Genomic DNA, 23338 nt, shown 5'->3' with positions numbered 1-23338 from the left:
TGCCAACTGGGAGCGGAAGCCATGAGCCTCGAGTTTCTGATCACATCGTTCGTCATCGTGGTGTCTCCCGGCACCGGAGCCCTTTACACGATCGCCACCGGGCTCTACCGGGGTTTCCGCACGAGTGTCGTGGCCGCTTTCGGCTGCACCCTGGGAATCGTTCCCCACCTGGCCGCCGCGGTTGCCGGGCTTGCCGCCATCCTGCACACCAGCGCGATCGTCTTCCAGGCTTTCAAGTACCTCGGGGTGGCCTACCTCCTCTACATGGCCTGGAGCACCCTGCGCGAGCGCGGCACGCTGAAGATGAGCGAACCGGAGGAGGGGACGGAAGCCCAGTCGGCGGCCCGGGTCACGGGCACGGCCATCCTGATCAACTTCCTCAACCCCAAGCTGTCGATCTTCTTCCTCGCGTTCCTGCCACAGTTCGTGCCGGCCGAAGCGGCGAACACGCTGCCGCGCATGCTGGAACTGAGTGCGGTCTTCATGCTGATGACCTTTGTCGTCTTCGCCCTGTACGGGCTGTTCGCCGCCGCCGTCCGGGACCACGTGATCAAGCGTCCCAAGGTACTGACCTGGATGCGCCGCACCTTCGCCGCCGCCTTCGTCGGCATCGGCGCCCAACTCGCCTTTACCAGCAGCAAGTGAGATAACGGAGATCGGGGGATCCGGATGGCGACTCCACTGTTCGTCAAGGTGTGCGGTCTGCGGACCGAGGAGGACGTGGACACGGCGGTCCGGGCGGGCGGCGACGCCATCGGATTCGTCTTCGCGGACAGTCCCCGCCGTGTGGACGTCCCCACCGCCCTCAGACTGGCGCGGCGCGTGCCGGAGGAGGTCCTGACTGTCGGAGTCTTCCGCAACCAGCCACTCCCGGACGTGCGTTCCATCGCCAACATCACGGGGATCCGCGGGGTACAGCTCCACGGGCGGGAGGACCGAGCGTACTTCGATGCCCTCAAAACGGGTGGATGGTCGCTGATCCGCGGCACGGCGTTCCGTGACCGGGTGCCACGCTGCGGCGCGATGGGGGAGGACCTCCTCCTGCTCGACGCCCCGGTGCCCGGAGCCGGCGTCCCCTGGGATTGGACCCGGAAACGCTTCACCGCGCCCGGCGAGAAATGGCTGCTCGCCGGCGGGCTCGACCAGCACAACGTGACCGCTGCGATCCGGGCCACCGGGCCCTGGGGGGTGGACGTGTCCAGCGGGGTCGAGAGCAGCCGGGGGGTCAAGGACCCGGAGCTGATCGTCTCCTTCATCAAGGCAGCCCGCGCGGCGGAGTGAACGGCTCATCGGTCCGCGTCGACTGCGCGGTCGACGCCGCCACGTGACGCAGCCCGGAGGGCCCGGCCGTTACGGCGTCCGGGAAGGCCCGGCACCGGCCGGGGCACGCCGGGCAGTGCCCCGGGCGTCCGGTACGGCCTCTCCTCCCCCGTCACCTGCCACCTCCCCGGCGGCAGCGGCGCTCTCCCCCTCGCTCAGGCCGAAGCGGGCGTGCAGCCGGCGCAGCGGGCCCGGGGCCCACCAAGTGGCCTTGCCGGTGAGTGCCATGACCGCCGGGACCAGCAGGGTGCGCACCACCATGGCGTCCATCAGCACGGCCAGGGCGATACCGAAGCCGAGCATCTTGGTGTTGGTGACCCGGGAGGCTCCGATGGCGATCATCACCACGGCGAGGATCAGCGCCGCGGCGGTGATGAGCCCCCCGGTACGGCTGAGTCCGAAGACGACCGCGCCCCGGTGGTCGCCGCTGCGGTCGTGCTCCTCCTTGATCCGGGAGAGCAGGAAGACGCCGTAGTCCATGGAGAGGCCGAAGGCGACACAGAACATCAGCACGGGGAGCGTGGTCTCCATGTCGCCCGTGGCGGTGAAGTTCAGCAGCCCGGAGAGATGCCCCTCCTGGAAGACCCACACCAGGGCGCCGAACATCGCCGTGAGGCTGAGGGCGTTGAGCACCACGGCCTGGACCGGTATCAGCACACTGCCGGTGAGGAGGAAGACCAGCAGCAGTGTGGTGAGCACGATGATCGCCAGTGCCCAGGGCAGCCGGTCGGCTATGGCGTCCTTGGTGTCGACGAGGACGGCGGCGGTGCCGGTGACCGAGGCGTCGAACGGCGCCTTCCCGTTCTCGGCCCGCACCTCGCGCACCAGCTCCTGGCTCGCGGTGTCCACGGCCTCGCCGCGCGGCAGCACGCTGATCTGGGCGGCGCTTCCGGCGGTGCGCGCCGCCTCGGCGGGGCCCGGTTCGCGGACCCGCTCCCCGTCGGCGTACTGCCCGGTGGGCCCGTCCACCCGCAGTACGTCGGGAAGCCGGGAGATCCGCGCGCTGTACTCGTCCAGCTCCCGCGCCGAGGGGCCGCCCTCGGCCAGCACCTCGACCGCTCCGCCGGGTGTGCCCGGGAAGCCGTCCCGCAAGTGGTCCTGAACCACGCGGGATTCGGCGGTGGCGTGGAGCTGGCGGTCGTCGACGGTGCCGAACGTCGCCCCGGCGAAGGGGGCTCCGAGCAGCAGCAGGACGGCGGTGGTGCCGATCGCGAAGAACGGTGCCCGGCGCATCACCAGCCGGCCGGTACGGGCCCAGCCCGCGCCGGTGTCGGGTGCGGCGGGCCGGCCGCGGCGCAGCAGCCTGCGCAGGTCCAGGGCGTTCACCCGGTGGCCGAGCAGCACGAGCGCGGCGGGCAGCACGGAGAGGGCGGCCAGCGCGGCCAGCAGCACCACGGCGATGCCGGCGTAGGCGAAGGAGCGCAGGAAGTACTGCGGGAAGACCAGCATCGCGGCCAGTGAGACGGCGACGGTGAGCGCGGAGAAGAGGACCGTGCGCCCGGCGGTGCGCAGGGTCGTGCCCATGGCGGGGCGGGGTCCGGCGCCGCCGGCCAGCTCCTCCCGGTACCGCCGGACGATGAACAGGGCGTAGTCGATGGCGAGCCCGAGGCCCAGCGCCGTGGTGAGGTTCTGGGCGAAGACGGAGACGTCGGTGAGCTCGGTGAGCCCGCGCAGTACCGCGTTGGTGCCCAGGATCGCGACGACCCCGATGAGCAGCGGGAGCAGGGCGGCGACGGCGCTGCCGAAGACGATGATCAGCAGCACCAGGGTGACGGGCAGGGCGATCAGCTCGGCACGGAGCAGGTCCTCCTGGACGGTGGTCTGCAGTTCGTTCTGCAGGGCGGCCCGGCCGCCGATCGACACCTCGACGGGGCCGTGCTCCCCGCGAAGTCCGGGGGCGATCCGCTCCAGGGTGCGGTTCACGGTGTTCTCGTCGCCCTCGATCCGGGCGGTGATCAGGGCCTGCCGGCCGTCCTCGGCGCGCAGCCCGGGCGAGCGGGTGGCCCAGTAGGAGGTGACGCCGGTGACGGACTTCTCCCCGCTCAGCCGCTCGGCGAGTTTCCGGCCCTCCGCGGCGACGGCCGGGTCGTCCACGGAGGTCCCGGAGGCGTCGACGAGCAGGAGCAGATTGGGCCCGGAGGCGGGGAAGCGCCGGTCGAGCGCCTCGGTGGCGGCGGTGGACTCGGCGTCCGGTGCCTCGAAGCCGCCGCTGCCCATGCGGTCCGCGACACCGCTCCCCGCGAATACGGCCAGGGCCGTGAAGACCAGGGCGACCAGCAGGGACAGTCTCGGCCGGGCCGTGACGAGCCGGGTCCAGCCGCCCGTACGGCCGTTGTCAGCAGACATGACGCAGGTGTCCCCTTCCCCCGATTGCCAATAGACTTGGCAAAAGCGAGCGATCGCTCGCGTTCCTTAGAATGCGAGTGACCGCTCGCATTTGTCAACCGCCACCAGACAGGCAGAGAGTCCGGGGAAGACGCGCGTGTCCGAGAAGCAGCCGACGGCGCCGGGGAACCGGCCGGGGGCAGCGGGCGAGGAGCCCCCCGCCGGGCAGCGGGGCGACGGGGCCCGCCCCCCGGAGCGGCCCGGCGCGGAGCGGCCGCCGGCCGCGGCCAGGCCGCGGCGCCGCCAGGCCCGCGGGGAGCGCCGCATCGAGCAGTTGCTGGAGGCGGCCGCCCGGGTCTTCTGCGACCACGGCTACGACGGGGCCAGCACCAACGCGATCGCGCGCGAGGCGGGCGTCTCCCCGGGCACGCTCTATCAGTTCTTCCCGAACAAGGAGGCCATCGCCGTCGAGCTCGGCGGCCGGCTGCTGCACCGGATGCGCGAGGCCCACGGCCAGGTCTTCACCTCGGAGAACGCCATGCTCCCGCTCTCCGAGGCCCTGGACCGGATCATCGACCCGCTGATCGGCTTCATCCGCCGCAACCCCGCCTCGCTCGCCCTGATGCACGCCCCCGGACTGCCCCAGGACATCGCCGACGAGCACGAGGCGCTCGACGGCGTCTTCCGGGCCCGCACGGCCGAGCTGATCGCCCTGCGCGCGCCCGGCCTGCCCGCGGGGCAGTGCGAACGCGCGGCCACCCTGGCGTTCGTCTTCTTCACCTCGGGGATGGAGCTGGCCATGAGCCACGAGGGCGAGGAGCGCGAGGCCTACTTCGCCGAACTGAAGGCCGCGCTCCACCGCTATCTCGCCCCGGTCGTCGGCGCGGGGGCGCCCGCCGCCACCTGAGCCCCGCCGGCGCGCGGCCGTGCGACCGTCCATCCGTCCGCCCCTTCCCGGCAGGAGAAGCCTCAGGGACCCCGGGTGCCCAGAGGTCCCAGGACCTCGGGGGACCCCCAGGGGCCGGGCAGCCCCGTGAAGTCTCGAGAAGCCTCAAGAAACCCTGAGGAGACTGCGGGAATCCCTCGGGAACTTACCCCCTAGGGGTATAGGGTATGATGCAGTTCCGATGGAGCATCCGGCGGGCATCGCAAGCGATCGCCCCTCGCCGGCCCCGCTCCGCAGACCCCTACCGAGGAGAAGACCATGAGCGCCACCGTCACATACCGGGTGACCGGAATGACCTGCGGTCACTGCGAGGGCGCGGTGACCGAGGAACTGTCCGCGCTCGACGGCGTCAGCTCCGTCAAGGCCGTCGCCGCCACCGGTCTGGTCACCGTGACCTCCGAGGCCCCGCTGGACGACGCCGCGGTCCGCGCCGCCGTCGACGAGGCCGGTTACGAACTGGCCGGCAGGGCCTGACCGGGCCCCGGCCGCCCTTCCCGCGCCGGGCCGTGCCGCTCCGCCACCGCGGACCCGCACGGCCCGGCCCTCCCCTCCCGGAGACCTTCATGACCAGTACGGCACCCCAGCCCCCGCCCGAAGCCCTCGAGGAGCCCCGGCAGCGGGTCGAACTCGCCATCGGCGGTATGACCTGCGCCTCCTGCGCGGCCCGCGTCGAGAAGAAGCTCAACCGGATGGAGGGCGTCTCCGCCGCGGTGAACTTCGCCACCGAGAAGGCGCGGATCGACTTCGCCGGCGGCATCGCCGTGGACGACCTCATCGCCACCGTCGAGAAGACCGGCTACACCGCCGAGCGCAAGCCGGAACCACGCCCCGCACCGGAAAGCCCGGCAACGCCGCGGCCGGACCAGCCGCTGCCCGCGGGCGCGAGCGGGGCCGGCGTCCCGTCCCCCGGCGGGGCGGCGGACCGGCACCGCGCCGAGCAGGAAGCCCTGCGCCAGCGCCTGCTCGTCTCCCTCGTGCTGTCGGTGCCTGTGGTGCTGATGGCGATGGTGCCCGCCCTCCAGTTCGACAACTGGCAGTGGCTGTCGCTCACCCTCGCCGCCCCCGTCATCGTCTGGGGCGCCCTCCCCTTCCACCGCGCCGCCTGGACGAACCTGCGGCACGGCGCGGCCACCATGGACACCCTGGTGTCGATCGGCACCCTGGCCGCCTTCGGCTGGTCGCTCTGGGCGCTGTTCCTGGGCGACGCCGGGATGCACGGCATGCGGCACGAGTTCAGCTTCGCCGTCTCCCGCGCGGACGCCTCCTCCGCCATCTACCTCGAAGTGGCCGCCGGGGTGACCACGTTCATCCTGCTGGGCCGCTATCTGGAGGCCCGCTCCAAGCGCAGTGCGGGCGCCGCCCTGCGGGCGCTGCTGGAGCTCGGCGCCAAGGACGTGGCCGTGCTGCACCCGGACGGCCGCGAGGAGCGGATGCCGGCGGACCGCCTCACGGCCGGCACCCGTTTCGTGGTCCGCCCGGGCGAGAAGATCGCCACCGACGGCGTGGTGGTGGAGGGCAGTTCGGCCGTGGACGCCTCCATGCTGACCGGCGAGTCGGTCCCGGTGGACGTGAGCGCAGGCGACGCCGTGACCGGGGCGACGGTCAACGCGGGCGGCCGGCTGGTCGTCGAGGCCACGCGTGTCGGCGCCGACACCCAGCTCGCCCGGATGGCGGCGCTGGTCGAGGAGGCGCAGAGCGGCAAGGCTGCGGTGCAGCGGCTCGCCGACCGGATCTCCGCGGTCTTCGTTCCCGTCGTCATCCTGATCGCGCTCGGCACCCTGGGCGTCTGGCTGCTGGTGAGCGGTGACGTCACCGCCGCCTTCACGGCCGCCGTCGCCGTACTGATCATCGCCTGCCCGTGTGCCCTGGGCCTGGCCACCCCGACGGCCCTCATGGTCGGTACGGGTCGCGGCGCCCAGCTCGGCATCCTCATCAAGGGGCCGGAGGTGCTGGAGTCCACCCGGCGGGTGGACACCGTCGTCCTCGACAAGACCGGCACCGTCACCACCGGGCGGATGACCCTGCACGAGGCCGTCCCGGCCGAGGGCGTGAGCGAGGAGGAACTGCTGCGCCTGGCGGGCGCGGTGGAGAACGCCTCGGAGCACCCGATCGCCCGGGCCGTGGCCGCCGGGGCCACCGAGCGGACCGGCCCCCTGCCCGCCGTGGCGGACTTCGAGAACGTCCCCGGCCTCGGTGTCCGCGGACGGGTCGACGGCCGCACCGTGCTCGTCGGCCGGGAACCGCTGCCCGGCGACGGCGTGGACGGCGACGGCGCGCTGCCGGCCTCCCTCGCGGCGGCGCAGGAGGCCGCCGGGGCCGCCGGCCGCACGGCCGTCACGGTCACCGCGGACGGCAGGCCGATAGGGGTGCTGACGGTCGCGGACACGGTGAAGGACACCAGCGCCCGGGCCATCGCCGAACTGCGAGCCCTGGGGCTCACGCCCGTCCTGCTGACGGGGGACCACGAGACGGTGGCCGAGGCCGTGGCGCGCGCCGTCGGCATCGACGAGGTGATCGCCGGAGTGCTGCCGCAGGACAAGGTGGCGGTCGTCCGGCGGCTCCAGGAAGAGGGCCGGACGGTCGCCATGGTCGGCGACGGGGTCAACGACGCGGCGGCGCTGGCGGCGGCGGATCTGGGGCTGGCGATGGGCACGGGTACGGACGCGGCCATCGAGGCAGCCGATCTGACCCTGGTCCGCGGTGATCCGCGGGTGGCGGCGGACGCGATCCGGCTCTCCCGCCGGACCCTCGGCACCATCAAGGGCAATCTCTTCTGGGCCTTCGGCTACAACGTGGCGGCGCTGCCGCTCGCCGCGGCCGGACTCCTCAGCCCGATGATCGCCGGGGCCGCGATGGCCTTCTCGTCCGTCTTCGTCGTCACCAACAGCCTGAGATTGCGTTCCTTCACAGCATCACCAGATGCTGCATGAGACCCTCACCCGGGGATCCGGATCTCCTTATCGGAGCCCTTGCCCTCATTGGCCCCTTATGGCATGAGACCCAGATCACATTCTTCGGGGGTAACCATTGGGGCGGGTCGTGAGTCTAACCGTGCGATGCAACACCTCCGGCGGGGTGCGGCATCCGCCTGACGGACCCGTCTTGGGGGACGGAACCCGTCATGTGAGCCGGGGCGCGTGCCCGGGGAGCTTTGAGCGGCCCTCCCGTACGTGCTCGTCCCGGCAGGCAGTAACCGGCTCCGGCCGGACAACCGAGGACAACTGAAAAGCATCTAACAGAGCACTACGAGCCGAAGCTTCCGGCCGCGGGATTCCGCGGCGGGCAGACCCCCGGCCGGATCCCGTGGGGGGAATCCGATCCGGGATTGGAGAGCGCTTCGTCGGCCGACCCGTGGGGGGATCGGCCGCGGGGCGCTCTCCACCTTTTCCGGACCCGGTCGGCGCCCGCGCGCACACCGCGATCGTCCGGCCCCGAGCCCCTGTGGGCGGACGGGCCCCTGTACGCAACGGACGGGGGGCCGCCCCGCGACGGCTGCGGGCGGCCCCCCGTCACCGGTGCCCCGGAATACCCCGGGTCCGGTCAGCAGCAGGTGGTCAGCGCTTCTCCAGCGGAACGAAGTCCCGCTCGACGACGCCCGTGTAGATCTGGCGCGGCCGGCCGATCCGGGAACCCGGCTCCTTGATCATCTCGTGCCACTGGGCGATCCAGCCCGGCAGCCGGCCGAGCGCGAAGAGCACGGTGAACATCTCGGTCGGGAAGCCCATGGCCCGGTAGATCAGACCGGTGTAGAAGTCCACGTTGGGGTAGAGCTTGCGCTCGACGAAGTAGTCGTCGGCCAGCGCGTGCTCCTCCAGCTTGAGCGCGATGTCCAGCAGCTCGTCGGACTTGCCGAGGGAGGCGAGCACGTCGTGCGCGGCGGCCTTGATGATCTTCGCCCGGGGGTCGAAGTTCTTGTAGACACGGTGTCCGAAGCCCATGAGCTTCACACCGTCTTCCTTGTTCTTCACCTTGCGGATGAAGGTGTCGACGTCGCCGCCGGAGTTCTTGATCCCCTCCAGCATCTCCAGCACCGACTGGTTGGCGCCGCCGTGCAGCGGGCCCCAGAGCGCGCAGATGCCGGCCGAGATCGAGGCGAACATGTTGGCCTGCGAGGAGCCGACGAGGCGCACCGTCGACGTCGAACAGTTCTGCTCGTGGTCGGCGTGCAGGATCAGCAGCTTCTCCAGCGCGCTGACCATGACCGGGTTCTGCTCGTACTCGGCGGCCGGCACCGAGAAGGTCATCCGCAGGAAGTTCTCGACATAGCCGAGATCGTTGCTGGGGTAGACGACCGGGTGGCCGATCGACTTCTTGTACGCGTACGCGGCGATCGTGGGCAGCTTGGCCAGCAGCCGGATCGTCGAGAGGTGGCGCTGCTCCGGGTGGAACGGGTTGTGGCTGTCCTGGTAGAACGTGGACAGCGCGCTGACCACGGAGGACAGCATCGCCATCGGGTGCGCGTCGCGCGGGAAGCCGTCGTAGAAGCGTTTGACGTCCTCGTGCAGCAGCGTGTGCTGGGTGACCTCGTTCTGGAAACCGGCGAGCTGGTCGCCCGTCGGGAGTTCACCGTTGATCAGCAGATACGCGGTCTCGAGGAAGGTGCTGTGCTCGGCGAGCTGCTCGATCGGGTAACCGCGGTAGCGCAGGATGCCCTGCTCACCGTCGAGATAGGTGATCGCCGACTGATATGCCGCGGTGTTGCCGTAACCGCTGTCCAGGGTCACCAGACCGGTTTGGTTGCGGAGCTTCGCGATGTCGAAGCCCTTGTTGCCGACAGTGCTGTCGGCAATGGGGAACTGGTATTCGCCGTCCCCGTACCGCAGTACTACTGAGTTGTCGCTCACGTCATCCCTCACCGACGTTGTGCCTCTGCTTCGAGGTGCCCTGACTGCCTCTACCTTCCCCCATATGGCCAGAAGCCGTGCACTCGGGGTCGGCCGTCAGGCCTATTAATGGCACGGCGTGCCGCGTGCGGGCCCATCCTGCTCCTCCGCGCGCGCCCGCGAAAGGCGGGGGCCGGGATTCAGATCGCGCCGCTGAGCCGGTGGTCCAGCGCCGTGCAGCGCCGGCCGGCCGAGACGGTACGGACCGCCTGGCCCAGCGCCCGCCGGGAGCCGACCAGCACGACCAGTCTCTTGGCTCGGGTCACCGCGGTATAGAGCAGATTGCGCTGGAGCATCATCCAGGCGCTCGTCGTCACCGGGACGACCACGGCCGGGTACTCGCTGCCCTGTGAGCGGTGGATCGTCACGGCGTAGGCGTGCGCCAGCTCGTCCAGCTCGTCGAAGTCGTAGGGGACCTCCTCGTCCTCGTCGGTGCGGACGGTGAGCCGCTGGTCGTCCTGGCTGAGGGAGGTGACCACGCCGACCGTGCCGTTGAAGACGCCGTTCTCCCCCTTCTCGTAGTTGTTGCGGATCTGGGTGACCTTGTCGCCGACCCGGAAGATCCGGCCGCCGAAGCGCCGCTCCGGCAGATCGGGACGGGCCGGGGTGACGGCCTGCTGGAGGAGGCCGTTGAGCGCGCCGGCCCCCGCCGGGCCGCGGTGCATCGGCGTGAGCACCTGGACGTCCCGGCGCGGGTCCAGCCCGAACTTCGCCGGGATGCGGCGGGCCACCACGTCGACGGTGAGCCGGCCCGCCTCCTCCGCGTCCTCCTCGGGGAAGAGGAAGAAGTCGGGCAGGCCGTGGGTGATCGGCGGGACGCCGGAGTTGATGCGGTGGGCGTTGGTCACCACCCCCGACTGCTGCGCCTGCCGGAAGATCCTCGTCAGCCGCACCGCCGGCACCGGACTGTCCGGGGCGAGCAGATCCCGCAGCACCTCCCCCGCCCCCACCGAGGGCAGCTGGTCCACATCGCCCACCATCAGCAGGTGCGCGCCCGGCGGCACCGCCTTGACCAGCTTGTTGGCCAGCAGCAGATCCAGCATCGACGCCTCGTCGACGACGACCAGATCGGCGTCCAGCGGCCGGTCCCGGTCGTAGGCGGCGTCCCCGCCCGGTCTCAGCTCCAGCAGCCGGTGCACCGTGGACGCCTCGGCGCCGGTCAGCTCCGACAGCCGCTTCGCCGCCCGGCCGGTCGGTGCCGCCAGCAGCACCTTGGCCCGCTTCGCCCGGGCCAGCTCCACCACGGACCGCACGGTGAAGGACTTGCCGCAGCCGGGGCCGCCCGTCAGCACCGCGACCTTCTCCGTCAGCGCCAGCCGCACCGCCTGCTCCTGCTCGGGGGCGAGCTGTGCCCCCGTCCGCTTCCCCAGCCAGGCCAGCGCCTTCTCCCAGTCGACGCCGCGGAAGGCCGGCATTCGGTCCTCTCCGGTGCGCAGCAGCCGCAGCACCTGGCCGGCCAGGGAGATCTCGGCCCGGTGGAACGGGACCAGATAGACCGCCGACACCGGCTGCCCGTCCTCCGGACCCGGCACGGTCTGCCGGACGACGCCCTCCTCCTCGCCCGCCAGCTCCCCCAGGCAGTCGATGACGAGCCCGGTGTCGACCTGGAGCAGCTTCACCGCGTCCGAGATGAGCTGCTCCTCGGGGAGGTAGCAGTGGCCCTGGTCGGAGGACTGCGACAGGGCGTACTGGAGCCCGGCCTTGACCCGGTCCGGGCTGTCGTGCGGTATCCCCACGGCCTGGGCGATGCGGTCGGCGGTCAGGAAGCCGATGCCCCAGACGTCGGCCGCGAGCCGGTAGGGCTGATTGCGCACCACGGAGATCGAGGCGTCGCCGTACTTCTTGTAGATCCGCACCGCGATGGAGGTGGAGACGCCGACCCCCTGGAGGAAGACCATCACCTCCTTGATCGCCTTCTGCTCCTCCCAGGCGGCCCCGATCAGCTTGGTGCGCTTGGGGCCGAGCCCCGGCACCTCGATCAGACGGCCGGGCTCCTTCTCGATGACGTCGAGGGTGTCGATCCCGAAGTGGTCGACGATCCGCTCGGCGATCCGCGGACCGATCCCCTTGATCAGGCCGGAGCCCAGATAGCGGCGGATGCCCTGGACGGTGGCGGGGAGCACGGTGGTGTAGTTCTCGACGGTGAACTGCTTGCCGTACTGCGGGTGGGAGCCCCAGCGGCCCTCCATCCGCAGTGACTCGCCGGGCTGCGCGCCGAGCAGGGAACCGACGACCGTCAGCAGATCGCCCGCGCCGCGGCCGGTGTCGACCCGGGCGACCGTGTAGCCGTTCTCCTCGTTCGCGTAGGTGATCCGCTCCAGGACCCCCTCGAGCACCGACAGTTGCGCCATGCCGCGACGGTACCGCCGACCGCCGACACCGCGGGCGGCCTGTGGACAACCCGGGACGACCCGCCGGACGCGCCCGGACGGCGCGGAACGCGCCCGTTCCCGGCGACTTGCCCCCAACCACCCCCGGAATGGGCCAAGCTGGCCGTACCGGCGGCCCACGGGCCGCGGACCACCGCCGTCCCACCCGCCCGGACGGCCTCCGGCAGAGGGGGTAACACCACATGCTTGGCTACGACCTGCTGGTCGTGGGCTCGGCCAACGCCGATCTCGTGATCGGAGTCGACCGGCGCCCGAGGGCGGGGGAGACGGTGCTCGGCTCCGACCTGGCCGTCCACCCCGGCGGCAAGGGCGCCAACCAGGCCGTCGCCGCGGCGCGCCTCGGAGCGCGCACCGCCCTGCTGGCCCGGGTCGGCGGCGACGCCTACGGGCGACTGCTGCTCGACGCGCAGCGCGCGGCGGGGGTCGACACGGTGGGCGTGCTCGTCGGCGAGGGGCCGACGGGCGTCGCGGTCATCACGGTGGACAGGGCCGGCGACAACAGCATCATCGTCTCCCCCGGCGCCAACGCCCGCCTGGCGCCCGAGGACATCCGGGCCGCCGGCAGTCTGCTGGCCTCCGCCCGGGTCGTCTCGGCGCAACTGGAGATTCCGATGGCGGTGGTGGCGGAGGCCGTGCGGTCCCGCGCGCCCGGCGCCCGGCTGGTGCTCAACGCGTCGCCTCCCGCCCCGTTGCCGCCGCAGGTGCTCGCGGCCTGCGATCCGCTGGTCGTCAACGAGCACGAGGCGCTGGCCCTGCTCTCCGGCCACCCGGCCGCCGAGGCGGACGAGCCGGCCGTCTGGGCCTCCGCGCTGCTCTCCCGCGGGCCGCGTTCGGTGGTGGTCACGCTGGGCGCGGCCGGGGCGCTGGCCGCCGACCGGAACGGCGTGGTGCCGGTGCCCGCGCCGCGGGTGGCGGTGGTGGACACCACCGGGGCGGGTGACGCCTTCACCGGCGCCCTGGCCTGGCGGCTCAGCGCCGGTGACGGCCTGGAGGCCGCCGTGCGGTACGCGGTACGGGTCGGCTCCGCCGCCTGCACGCGCGCCGGGGCGCAGAGTTCCTTCCCGCGGGCCGCGGATCTCGCCGTACTGCCCGGGGCTCCGCTCGACGACGCACCGCCGGACGCCGTGCCCCCGGACGAGGGCTGACGAGGCTGCCGGACAAGCGCTGCCGGGCGAGGATGACGGAGCGCCGGCCGTGACCGGCGTGCCCGGGATGCGGACGGGATAGGCCCGTGAACGGTATCGAGGGTGCCCGGTCCGCGGACCGGGCACCCTCGGGTCCCCCCACGACGGTCCCCCCTGAAAATCCCCCCAGATCTCCCCCCGGGAAGCCCGACACCGAGTACGACAGCCGGAACCCGGAAAGGGTTGCACGGCTACTCATAAGTATTCCTCTTTTCTTTCCCGCGGCCCCCCGCGCCCGCTTCCGCGCCCCCGCGCACCCGCCGCGAGCTGCCCATATGCCCATCGCGGCCGCCGGACGTACCGTGGAGGACATGATGTTTCTCCGAAAGATCACCGATCCCGTGGCCCGGGCCGTCTCCAAGAAGACCGGCATTCCCACCGCCAAGGTCAACCGCGCCATCAACACCGGGCTCCCCATCGCGGCGGCCGCCCTGGCCAAGCGGCGGGGCAAGCGGCACTAGCAACTCCGGCTTCCGGTACCGGCGTCCGCGGTCGTGGTCGCGGTCGTGGCGGCGGACGAGGCCGGGGCCGGGGAGACCGCTCGAACGGACGCCGGCACAGTTACCGGCACGGAGGCCGTCACGGCTGACGGCCGGGGGCCGCCCGCCAGTTCGAGCAGCGCCCAGACGCACTTGCCGACGCCCTCGCGGGGCCGGATGCCCCAGTCGTGCGACAGCGCCGCCACCAGCGCCAGCCCCCGGCCGCCCTCCGCCTCGGCTCCCGCCTGCGCGGGTACGGGCAGCCGCTCGCTCGCGTCCGAGACCTCCAGCCGCAGCAGGCGCCCGGTCAGCGCGAAGCGTGCCTCGATCTCCCGTCCGTGCGGAACCCGCGCGTGCCGCACGGCATTGGTCATCAGTTCGGAGATCAGCAATTCCGCGTTGTCCGCCGCGTCCCCTTCCACACCCCAGGCCGACAGCTGGCTCCGCAGGGCGGCGCGGGCCCGCCCCACGCTGCGGGGGTGGCGCGGGAAACGGTTCTCTACGCCGCCGGTCCGGTCGCTTGTCTCGGTCATGCAGGTGGCACCTTTCCGAACACCGTCGCGCTGTGCGATCGGTCCGCTACCTGCTGTACCCAGCCGGAGCCAGGAAGATCCCTCCCGACGACGGTGTCGCCCCGCGCGGAGGTTGACGACCCGTCACCCGCATCCGTGAGCCGCGGCCGTCATCCGCGGCCGTCCGGCCGGACCGCGGCCGCGAACCCGGACGGCGCGCCGGCACCGGCCGTCACGCCACCAGCCGTCGGTACCGTTCCGTGGTCTCCGCCAGCACGTCCGCGCCGTCGCGCGCCCACAGGGCGGGGTTGAAGATCTCCACCTCCACCGGTCCGCCGTAGCCCGCCGCGTCGACCTGTTCGCGGAATCCGCGCAGATCGACGCAGCCGTCGCCGAGTTGGCCGCGCCCCAGCAGCACGCCCTCGGGGAGCGGGGTCACCCAGTCGGCGAGCTGGAAGGCGGCGATGCGGCCCGACGCGCCCGCGCGGCCGATCAGTTCGGGCACGGTGTCGTCCCACCACAGGTGGTACGTGTCCACCACGACGCCCATCCGGTCGGCGGGGAAGCGCTCGGCCAGGTCGAGGGCCTGCGCCAGGGTGGAGACCACGCACCGGTCGGAGGCGAACATCGGGTGCAGGGGTTCGATGGCCGGCCGGACCCCGCGTTCGGCCGCGTAGGGCACCAGTTCGGCCAGGGCGTCGGCGATCCGTTCCCGTGCCGCGCGCAGATCGCGGCTCCCCTCCGGCAGCCCGCCGCACACCAGGACGAGGGTGCCGGTGCCCAGGGCGGCGGCCTCGTCCACGGCGGCGCGGTTGTCGGCGAGCGCCGCGGCCCGTTCCGCCGGGTCGGTGGCGGTGAGGAAGCCGCCCCGGCACAGGCTGCTGACGGACAGCCCGGCCTCGCGCATCAGCCGCGCCGCGCGCTCCACTCCGTACGCCTGCACCGGCGCGCGCCACAGCCCCACGCGCCGTACGCCGGCCTCGGCGCACCCCTTGGCGAGTTCGGGGAGTGACCACTGCCGGATGGTCTCCTGGTTGAGGCTGAACCGGTCGAGCCCGTTCACGGGGCGACTCCGTGGAGGGTGAGGAGGGTGCGCATCCGCCGCTCCGCCAGCTCCGGGTCCGGGAACAGGCCGAGCCCGTCGGCCAGTTCGTACGCCCGGGCCAGGTGCGGCAGCGAGCGGGCGGACTGGAGGCCGCCGACCATCGTGAAGTGCGCCTGGTGGCCCGCGAGCCAGGCCAGCAGGACCACACCCGTCTTGTAATAGCGGGTCGGAGCGGCGAAGAGGTGCCGCGCGAGGGGGACGGTGGGGTCGAGGAGGGCGCGGAAGCCGCCGGTGTCCCCCGTGTCGAGGACGCGCACCGCCTCGGCGGCCAGCGGGCCGATCGGGTCGAAGACGCCCAGCAGCGCGTGGCTGAAGCCGTGTTCGTCCCCCGCGATGAGCTCGGGGTAGTGGAAGTCGTCGCCGGTGTAGCAGCGGACCCCGTCCGGCAGCCGCCGGCGCAGGGCGGTCTCGCGCCCGGCGTCGAGCAGGGAGACCTTCACCCCGTCCACCCTGTCCGGGTGGGCCCGGATCACGTCGAGGAACGTGTCCGTCGCGGCGTCCAGGTCCGTGCTGCCCCAGTAACCCTCCAACGCCGGGTCGAACATGGGGCCGAGCCAGTGCAGGATCACCGGCTCCCGCGCCTGCCGCAGCAGATGCCCGTAGAGCTCCAGATAGTCCTCCGGTCCGCGCGCGGCGGCCGCCAGGGCGCGGGACGCCATCAGCACGGCCCGCGCGCCCGACTCCTCGACCAGCGCGAGCTGTTCCTCGTACGCGGCGCGCACGGCGGCGAGTCCCGCGCCCGGTCCGGTGAGCTGGTCGGTGCCCGCTCCGCAGACGATCCGGCCGCCCGCGGCCCGCGCCTCGGCGGCGGAGCGGCGGATCAGCTCGGCGGCGCGCGGCCAGTCCAGACCCATGCCGCGCTGCGCGGTGTCCATCGCCTCGGCGACCCCGAGGCCGTGCGACCAGAGGTGGCGCCGGAAGGCGAGGGTGGTCTCCCAGTCGACGGCGGCCGGCCCGTCCGGCGCGCTGTCCGCGAAGGGGTCGGCGACGACATGGGCGGCGGCGTGGACGGTACGGGACCGCGGGGCCTCCTTTGGGCTCCGCGCGCCCCGCGCGAGCACGGCGGGGGCGGGCTCGCGGCGGGGCTCGTACGCCCGGAGCGCGCCCCCGGCGGCGGGCAGGCGGAGGGTCACAGCGTCAGCTCCGGCACGTCGAGGCGGCGGCCCTCGGCCGCCGACCGCAGCCCGAGTTCGGCGAGCTGCACACCGCGGGCCCCGGCGAGGAGGTCCCAGCTCCAGGGCTCGTCCAGCACCACATGGCGCAGGAACAGCTCCCACTGGGCCTTGAAGCCGTTGTCGAACTCCTCGTTGTCCGGCACCTCCTGCCACTGCGCGCGGAAGGACTCGGTCACCGGCAGGTCCGGGTTCCACACGGGTTTCGGGGTGGCCGAGCGGTGCTGCGCGCGGCAGCCGCGCAGCCCGGCGACGGCCGAGCCCTCCGTGCCGTCGACCTGGAACTCGACCAGCTCGTCGCGGTGGACGCGCACCGCCCAGGAGGAGTTGATCTGCGCCACGGCGCCGCCGGCGAGGCGGAAGATGCCGTACGCGGCGTCGTCGGCCGTCGCCTCGTAGGGCTTGCCGCGCTCGTCCCAGCGGCGCGGGACGTGGGTGACGACCTCGGCCTGCACGCTGCGCACGGGGCCGAACAGCTCGTGCAGGACGTACTCCCAGTGCGGGAACATGTCCGTGACGATGCCGCCGCCGTCCTGCGCGCGGTAGTTCCAGGAGGGGCGCTGCGCGGGCTGCCAGTCGCCCTCGAACACCCAGTAGCCGAACTCGCCGCGGACGGACAGGATCTCGCCGAAGAAGCCGCCGTCAACCAGCCGCTTCAGCTTGCGCAGGCCGGGGAGGAAGATCTTGTCCTGGACGACGCCGTGCTTGATCCCGGCGTCCCGCGCGAGCCGCGCCAGCTCCAGGGCGCCGCCGAGGTCCCCGGCGGCCGGCTTCTCGCAGTAGACGTGCTTGCCGGCGGCGATCGCCTTCCGCACGGCCGCCTCGCGGGCGGAGGTGATCTGGGCGTCGAAGTAGACGTCGGTGGCCGGGTCGGCGAGGACGCCGTCGAGGTCGGTGGTCCAGTGCTCGAGGCCGTGCCGCTCGGCGATGGCCCGCAGGGCGTGCTCGCGGCGGCCGACGAGCACGGGTTCCGGCCAGATGACCGTCCCGTCGTCCACGGCCAGGCCGCCCTGCTCGCGGAGGGCGAGCACCGAGCGCAGGAGGTGCTGCCGGTAGCCCATCCGGCCGGTCACCCCGTTCATGGCGATGCGTACCGTCGTGCGTGTCACTCGACCGTCCCCTCTCCCACCCCTGCCCCACCGCCCCGCGCGGCCCGCCCCCGTGCGGAGTCACGCGGCACGGGAATGACAGCAAGCGCTTTCTACGTATGACGCTAACCGGCCCGGACGGTCCTCACAAGTCGGCCGACGGGACGCCTCACCTCAACCGGACGCTCGTTCGCGTCTCCGTTCGCGCCTCCGCTCAGTCGACGGAGCCCCGGCGGACCACCCCGCGGTCCGCGCCCGTTCACCAGTCCAGCACCGCCAGGCGCTCCCCGATGCGGTCCCGGTCCCACGCCCCGTCGGCGATCAGCAGCCGGTAGCGGTAGCCGAAGCTCTCGCCCGGCGGCAGGCCGAACTCCTCGAAGAACGCCCAGGAGAAGGCGACGCTCGGGGCCGGCTCGGAGCGGACGAACCAGTGCGAGGCGTGGATCGCCCGGTCGTTCTCCGGCGCGTGCGCGAAGACCACCGTGCTGCGCGCGTCGACACCGTCGCGCTCCCCGGTGAAGGCCAGCCACGGCGCGCGAGTGCCCATCATGTCGGCGGCCCCGGCCTCCCCCGGCCCTCCGCGCCCGCCGGGGCCGAGGACGTCGCCGCCGGTGAGGTCGCGCGGGCCGCGCCAGTGCAGACCGGTGTAGCCGGCCATCTCGCGGCCGGCCGTGGTCGGGGACCCGAACTCCAGTGGCTCCGCGCGGATGTTGGTGAGCCGGGACGACCAGTCCAGCGCCCAGCAGCCCGCCTCCGGGTCGGCGGAGTGGGCGGAGACGGTCCGCGATTCCCGCACCCACTCCTCTCCCCCGTGCGCGACCCAGGTCAGCCGCTCGGTGAAGGACATCCGGCCGCCGTCCGCCCCGATCCGGTCGAAGCCGTCGTGCCGCATGGAGCCGACCCGTTCGGGGATCCGCTGGTAACCCCGGCCGTGGATGTAGGAGTTGCCGCCCCAGAAGTTCTGGTGGGAGAGATGGCTGGCGGTCAGCTGGAGCCCCTTGTGCCAGCGGTGGTCGTTGGGCCGGTAGCCGGTGACGGTGTGCCCGGCCAGGGTGCGCAGCGGGTGGGCGTACGGCTTGCGCGACTCGTACGGCTCCGGGTCGGGGCGGTAGACGTAGGCCATCAGTTCGACGTCATCGCAGACGACGGAGATCCGTTCGCCGTGGACGTGGGTGACGGTGAGGGGAGCGCTCATCGTTCTCCGGGGTGTGATGCCGAGGGTGGCCGGCGGGGCTGGGGACGGAGGCGGCGGGACCGACGCGGCGGAAAGGGTGTTCGGGAAAGCGCTTTCGCGAGAGGGACCCTAGGCAGAGCGCACAGGCGTCGACAAGACTGCGGTCGGCAATCCACCGGCCGGGTGCTCCGCGCGCCGTGCGGGTGAGAGCATGCCCGGGGGGGATCGGATGGGAGGTCCCGCACCGTCCGGCGGCGACACGGAGGAACAGATGGCAGTGACTCTGGCGGATGTGGCGGCGCACGCCAAGGTCTCCTCGGCCACGGTCTCCAGGGTGCTCAGCGGCAACTATCCGGTCTCCGAGGCCACCCGGGCGCGGGTGCTGCGGGCGGTGAACGAGCTGGACTACGTGGTGAACGGGCCGGCCAGCGCCCTCGCCGCGGCCACCTCCGACCTGGTCGGCATCCTCGTCAACGACATCGCCGACCCGTTCTTCGGGATCATCGCGGGGGCCGTGCAGTCGGAGATCGCCGGTCTCCCCGGGGGCGGGGGGAAGCTGGCCGTCGTCTGCAACACCGGCGGCTCCCCGGAGCGGGAACTCACCTACCTCACCCTGCTCCAGCGCCAGCGGGCCGCCGCCGTGGTCGTCACCGGCGGCGCCGCGGAGGGCGCGGACCACGCCGCCGCCGTGGCGGCCAAGCTCGGCCGGCTGACCGCCGCCGGCACCCGCGTCGTCCTCTGCGGCCGGCCGCCGCTGCCGCACAGCGGGGACGGCGAGCCGGCCGTCACCACCCTGGCCTTCGACAACCGGGGCGGCGCCCAGCGGCTGACCGAACACCTGCTCGCCCTGGGCCACCGCCGCATCGGGTACGTCACCGGGCCGCCGGACCGGACCACCACCCGGCACCGGCTGGAGGGCCACCGCGCGGCCCTCGCCGCCGCCGGGCTCACCGAGGGCGCGGAGCGGCTGACCGTGCACGGTTCCTTCGACCGCGCCTCCGGCTACGACGCCACCCTCGAACTGCTGCGCAGGGAGCCCGCGATGACAGCCGTCGTCGCCGCGAACGACACCATCGCCCTCGGCGCCTTCGCCGCCCTCCGCGACCGGGGGCTGCGCATCCCGGAGGACGTCTCCGTGGCCGGCTTCGACGACCTCCCCTTCAGCGCGGACGCCGTCCCCGCGCTGACGACCGTACGGCTGCCGCTCCAGGACGCCGGGGCCCGCGCGGGGCGGCTGGCGATGGACCGCGAGACGGCACCGCCCGGTGGCGTGGCCACCGTCCGGGCGGAGCTCATGGTCCGCGCCTCCACCGCCCCGCCGCGCTGACCGGGCCGGGTGGCCCGGGGGCCACCGCGCCGGCCCTCGTCCGGGACAGGCCCGTGCGGGACCGTCCGGCATGTCCGCGCCGACTCCGGGCACTCGGCTTGTGTCCGTGCGAACCCGGCAGGGGTGGCGGTACGGACCCAGACGGCCGTCCGGCGCCCGCCCCGCGCGGCGCCGGCAGGACCCACCCGACCGACACGCCCCAGGAGCCCCCGTGCAACTCGCCTTCTCGACCCTCGGTGTCCCCGGCATGGAGATCTCCGAGGTGGCGCGGCTCGCCGCGGACAACGGCTTCCACGGTGTGGAGCTGCGCGTCCACCCCGACGAGCCCGTGCACCCCGGAGTGGGCGCCGAGGTCCGCAAGGAGACCGTGCGCCGCTTCCAGGACGCCGGGGTGCGCGTCCTCAGCGCGGCCGGCTACACCCGCGTCGCGGCCCCCGGTGACGACGAGACGGTCGTCGACGAGCTGCACGGGCTCCTGGCCCTCGCGCACGACCTGGGCGCCCCTTACGTACGGGTGTTCCCCGGCGGGGTGGACCAGCCGACGACGCAGGAGGCCGACGCGGCTGCCGCGCGCCGTCTCGGGGCCGCCGCACCGCGCGCCGCCGACCTGGGCGTCACCCTTCTCCTGGAGACCCACGACTCGCACCGCCGGGGCGCCGACACGGCGCGCGTGCTGGGCCTGGTCGGGCATGCGTCCGTCGGCGCGATCTGGGACGTCATGCACCCCTGGCTGGCCGGCGAGGACCCGGAGACGACCTACGCCGTGCTCGCCCCGCATCTCGGCTACGTCCAGGTCAAGGACATCGCGTCGGTGGAGGACACCAGCCCGCTGCCGCTCGGGGCGGGCGTGCTGCCCCTCGCCGAGTGCGTGGACCTGCTCACCCGGCAGGACGCGGGAGAGACCCGTCCGGACGCGGGCGCGGGCTGGCTGTGCTGGGAGTTCGAGAAGCGCTGGTACCCGCGGGCCCCGGAGCTGCCGGGGCTGCTGGCACCGGGCCGCGATCATCTGCTGGGGCTGCTGACCCAGTCCGCCTGACGGGACCCCGGCCCCGGCCGTCCCCGTCCGGGCCGCCGTTGCCGCGTCCGGGCCCGGCGCGCCCGCCGAACGAGGTGACGGCCACTCCGCCGACCAGCAGCACCGCGGCGCACCACCGCAGAGCGCTGACGTCCTCGCCCAGCAGCAGTGCCGCGGAGGACATCCCGAAGACCGGCACCAGCAGGGAGAACGGGGCGACGGACGAGGCGGGATACCGGCGGAGCAGGAAGCCCCAGGCCCCGAAACCGAACACGGTGGCGCACCAGGCGACGTAGAGGACCGCCCCGGCCCCGCCCGCGTCGATCGACCGCAGGGCCGCCGAGCCGGCCTCGGGCCCCTCGACCAGCAGGGACAGCCCGAGCAGCGGCAGCACCGGCACGGCGCTCACCCAGATCATGAAACGGAAGGCGTCCGAGGGCGCGGCAAGCCGTGTCATCACGTTCGACACCCCCCAGCAGGCGGCGGCCGCGACGACGAGGAGGAAGCCGGACAGCGGTCCGGAGGCGCCCTCGTCGACGGCGGCGACGGTGATGCCGGCCAGGGCGGTGGCCATGCCCAGCAGCCGCACGCCACCGGGGCGTTCGCCGAGCACCGCCATCGCGAACAGGGCGGTGAAGACGGCCTGGATCTGCAGCACGAGAGAGGAGAGTCCGGCCGGCATCCCGGCGTCCATCCCGACGAACAGCAGTCCGAACTTGGCCACGCCGAGCGCGAGCCCGACCGCGACGACCCAACGCCAGGCGACGGGCGGCCGTCCCACGAAGAAGACGGCGGGCAGTGCCGCCACCAGGAAGCGCAGGGCGGAGAAGAGCAGCGGCGGGAAGTGGCCGAGGCCGACTTCGATGACCACGAAGTTGACGCCCCAGACGGCGGCGACGAGGACGGCCAGGGCGGTGTGTACGGCACGCATGGTGCGAGCATCGCCGCGGCGGACCGTGAAGCACCAGCACGGAATGCTTCACCGGATGATGAAGCAGTGCTTCATCCCGGGACGGGGGCCCCGGCGGCCCGGCTCCCCGGGCTTCCGCTCCGGACTTCCGGTCCGGACTTCCGGTCCGGACTTCCGGTCCGGACTTCCGGTCCGGACTTCCGGTCCGGACTTCCGCTCCGGACTTCCGGTCCGCGCCTCTCGTCCGCGCTTCCGGTCCGCCCTGCCGGCCGCCCCGGCCGTCCCCGGGCCCGGCTCCCGCACCTCCCCCTCCCCGTGGTCAACTGTTCGACAGCCGCGCCGCGACCACACCCGGGACCGTCCGTCGCCCGGCCCGCCGGCGCGGGAAGGGAGAACGGACCGTGCTCGATCTGCCCCGGCTGCGGGCCCTGCACGCGGTGGCCGTGCACGGCTCGGTCGCCGCCGCGGCCGACGCCCTGGGCTACAGCCCGTCCGCCGTCTCCCAGCAGATCGCCAAGCTGGAACGGGAGACCCGCACCCCGCTGCTGGAACGGCGCGGCCGGGGCGTGGTGCTCACCGACGCGGCGGAGGCGCTGGCGGCGGCGGCCGAACAACTGCTCGCGCTGATGGAGCGGGCGGAGACTGAGCTGGAGGAACGGCGGGGGCAGCCCTCGGGGCTGCTCTCCGTCGCGGCCTTCCCGACGGCGGCCCGCGGCCTGCTGCCCGGTGTCCTCGCCGAACTGTCGGCCCGTCATGCCTCCTTGGACGTACGGCTCACCGAGGCGGACCCTCATCTGTCGCCCGCGCTGGTGGCCCGCGGTGTGATCGACCTGGCCGTGGCGCACGACTGGGACGTCGCGCCGCTGCCCACCCCCGAAGGCGTCGAACGCACGGTGATCGGTGACGATCCGTCGGAGCTGCTGGTGCCCGCCGGGCACCCGTTGGCCGGCCGGGAGGCCGTGCGGCGGGAGGAACTGGCCGGGGAGCGCTGGATCTGCCAGCCGCCGGGGTCGGTCTGCCACGACTGGCTGGTGCGGACCCTGCGCGCGGCCGGCCAAGAGCCCGTACTGGCACACCAGGTGGCCGAGTACGAGACCCAGACCGCCCTGGTGGCCGCCGGTCTCGGCATCGCCCTGGTGCCCTGGCTGGGACGGGGTCCGCTGCCCGGGGAGGTGACGGTGGTGCCGCTGGAGCCCGCCCCGGTGCGCCGGCTGTACGCCCTGTGGCGGCCCGGCGCGGCACGCCGTCCCGCCATCGTGGAGACGGTCGGCGCGCTGCGACGCCACTGGCGTGCCGAGCCGGAGCGGAAGCGGGGCTGACGGCGGCGTCCCGCAGCCCTCGCCGCCCCCGCCGCGCGGACGGCGCGCGACCCGTACGGGCCCATGGAGCGCACGGCCCATTGACTGGCGGAAACTTTCCGGATATCCGTTGACGGCTGGAAGTTTCCTTCATCCGCCCCGCCCCCGCCGAGCCCCGCCGAGCCATCGCGCCACCGAGCCACCGAGCCG

At 73.2% G+C, this 23338-nt stretch carries 18 protein-coding genes and 1 pseudogene; 10 read left to right on the top strand and 9 right to left on the bottom strand.

What is annotated here, in order from left to right; all coding sequences use genetic code 11:
• Window positions 1-21 precede the first annotated feature (21 nt).
• Complete coding sequence (locus IF83_RS0102890) at window positions 22-645, top strand: LysE family translocator (protein WP_030542412.1); 624 nt, start codon at window positions 22-24, stop codon at window positions 643-645.
• Window positions 646-669: 24 nt separating this feature from the next.
• On the top strand, window positions 670-1281 hold the full coding sequence (locus IF83_RS0102885; protein WP_030542411.1) for a phosphoribosylanthranilate isomerase: 612 nt from the start codon (window positions 670-672) through the stop codon (window positions 1279-1281).
• A 69-nt stretch (window positions 1282-1350) separates the two neighbouring features.
• Here the strand turns inward: IF83_RS0102885 and IF83_RS0102880 are convergent, their stop codons facing one another.
• Entirely contained in the window at window positions 1351-3666 is a 2316-nt protein-coding gene (locus IF83_RS0102880) for an MMPL family transporter (protein WP_037678384.1), read from the bottom strand.
• 136 nt (window positions 3667-3802) lie between these two features.
• Here IF83_RS0102880 and IF83_RS0102875 point away from each other — a divergent pair, with 136 nt between their 5' ends.
• The 3 genes from IF83_RS0102875 to IF83_RS0102865 all read left to right on the top strand — a co-directional run bounded on the left by IF83_RS0102875 (window position 3803) and on the right by IF83_RS0102865 (window position 7521).
• Window positions 3803-4552, top strand: coding sequence for a TetR/AcrR family transcriptional regulator (locus tag IF83_RS0102875; RefSeq protein WP_078843106.1), 750 nt, complete (start codon window positions 3803-3805; stop codon window positions 4550-4552).
• 297 nt (window positions 4553-4849) lie between these two features.
• Window positions 4850-5065: a heavy-metal-associated domain-containing protein gene (locus tag IF83_RS0102870; RefSeq protein WP_030542408.1), complete on the top strand. Its 216-nt coding sequence runs from the start codon at window positions 4850-4852 to the stop codon at window positions 5063-5065.
• A gap of 89 nt (window positions 5066-5154) precedes the next feature.
• Complete coding sequence (locus IF83_RS0102865; RefSeq protein ID WP_030542407.1) at window positions 5155-7521, top strand: heavy metal translocating P-type ATPase; 2367 nt, start codon at window positions 5155-5157, stop codon at window positions 7519-7521.
• A gap of 624 nt (window positions 7522-8145) precedes the next feature.
• Here the strand turns inward: IF83_RS0102865 and IF83_RS0102860 are convergent.
• Window positions 8146-9435 (bottom strand): citrate synthase, encoded by a 1290-nt coding sequence (locus IF83_RS0102860; RefSeq protein ID WP_030542406.1) that lies wholly within the window; start codon window positions 9433-9435, stop codon window positions 8146-8148.
• Between the two features lie 179 nt (window positions 9436-9614).
• A complete protein-coding gene (recD2, locus tag IF83_RS0102855; RefSeq protein ID WP_030542405.1) occupies window positions 9615-11825 on the bottom strand; it encodes an SF1B family DNA helicase RecD2 in 2211 nt (736 codons plus the stop codon).
• Between the two features lie 221 nt (window positions 11826-12046).
• Between recD2 and IF83_RS0102850 the strand changes: the two genes are divergently transcribed.
• Window positions 12047-13009 (top strand): ribokinase, encoded by a 963-nt coding sequence (locus IF83_RS0102850; protein ID WP_051722389.1) that lies wholly within the window; start codon window positions 12047-12049, stop codon window positions 13007-13009.
• Between the two features lie 350 nt (window positions 13010-13359).
• Window positions 13360-13509, top strand: coding sequence for a hypothetical protein (locus IF83_RS0102845; RefSeq protein ID WP_158710983.1), 150 nt, complete (start codon window positions 13360-13362; stop codon window positions 13507-13509).
• On the opposite strand, the gene IF83_RS0102840 is transcribed toward IF83_RS0102845, so the two are convergent.
• The 5 genes from IF83_RS0102840 to IF83_RS0102815 form a co-directional block, all read right to left on the bottom strand.
• Window positions 13506-14060 carry an ATP-binding protein gene (locus IF83_RS0102840; protein ID WP_078843105.1) on the bottom strand — a complete coding sequence of 185 codons (555 nt, stop codon included), beginning with the start codon at window positions 14058-14060 and terminating at the stop codon, window positions 13506-13508. The genes IF83_RS0102845 and IF83_RS0102840 overlap by 4 nt on opposite strands.
• Window positions 14061-14271: 211 nt before the next feature.
• Window positions 14272-15102 (bottom strand): sugar phosphate isomerase/epimerase family protein, encoded by an 831-nt coding sequence (locus tag IF83_RS0102830; RefSeq protein WP_030542401.1) that lies wholly within the window; start codon window positions 15100-15102, stop codon window positions 14272-14274.
• A complete protein-coding gene (locus IF83_RS0102825) occupies window positions 15099-16277 on the bottom strand; it encodes a dihydrodipicolinate synthase family protein (RefSeq protein WP_030542400.1) in 1179 nt (392 codons plus the stop codon). Before IF83_RS0102825 ends, IF83_RS0102830 begins: the two co-directional genes overlap by 4 nt.
• Complete coding sequence (locus IF83_RS0102820; protein WP_030542399.1) at window positions 16274-17425, bottom strand: Gfo/Idh/MocA family protein; 1152 nt, start codon at window positions 17423-17425, stop codon at window positions 16274-16276. The genes IF83_RS0102825 and IF83_RS0102820 overlap by 4 nt, the downstream gene beginning before the upstream one ends.
• Window positions 17426-17663: 238 nt before the next feature.
• Window positions 17664-18599 carry a DUF6807 domain-containing protein gene (locus IF83_RS0102815; RefSeq protein WP_030542398.1) on the bottom strand — a complete coding sequence of 312 codons (936 nt, stop codon included), beginning with the start codon at window positions 18597-18599 and terminating at the stop codon, window positions 17664-17666.
• A 250-nt stretch (window positions 18600-18849) separates the two neighbouring features.
• Here IF83_RS0102815 and IF83_RS0102810 point away from each other — a divergent pair, with 250 nt between their 5' ends.
• Both IF83_RS0102810 and IF83_RS34505 read left to right on the top strand, forming a co-directional pair.
• On the top strand, window positions 18850-19905 hold the full coding sequence (locus tag IF83_RS0102810; RefSeq protein WP_030542397.1) for a LacI family DNA-binding transcriptional regulator: 1056 nt from the start codon (window positions 18850-18852) through the stop codon (window positions 19903-19905).
• Window positions 19906-19975: 70 nt separating this feature from the next.
• Window positions 19976-20737, top strand: a pseudogene (locus IF83_RS34505) (sugar phosphate isomerase/epimerase family protein); the annotation flags it as partial.
• 46 nt (window positions 20738-20783) lie between these two features.
• On the opposite strand, the gene IF83_RS0102800 reads toward IF83_RS34505, so the two are convergent.
• Window positions 20784-21851 (bottom strand): EamA family transporter, encoded by a 1068-nt coding sequence (locus tag IF83_RS0102800; RefSeq protein WP_037678380.1) that lies wholly within the window; start codon window positions 21849-21851, stop codon window positions 20784-20786.
• A 380-nt stretch (window positions 21852-22231) separates the two neighbouring features.
• Between IF83_RS0102800 and IF83_RS0102790 the strand changes: the two genes are divergently transcribed.
• Window positions 22232-23149 carry a LysR family transcriptional regulator gene (locus IF83_RS0102790; protein WP_030542393.1) on the top strand — a complete coding sequence of 306 codons (918 nt, stop codon included), beginning with the start codon at window positions 22232-22234 and terminating at the stop codon, window positions 23147-23149.
• The last annotated feature ends 189 nt before the right edge of the window (window positions 23150-23338 follow it).

Source organism: Streptomyces albus subsp. albus, from assembly GCF_000719865.1.
GTDB lineage: Bacteria > Actinomycetota > Actinomycetes > Streptomycetales > Streptomycetaceae > Streptomyces > Streptomyces albus_E.
Note: the sequence above shows the minus strand (reverse complement) of the source record. Positions and strands in the feature narration are given on the sequence as shown.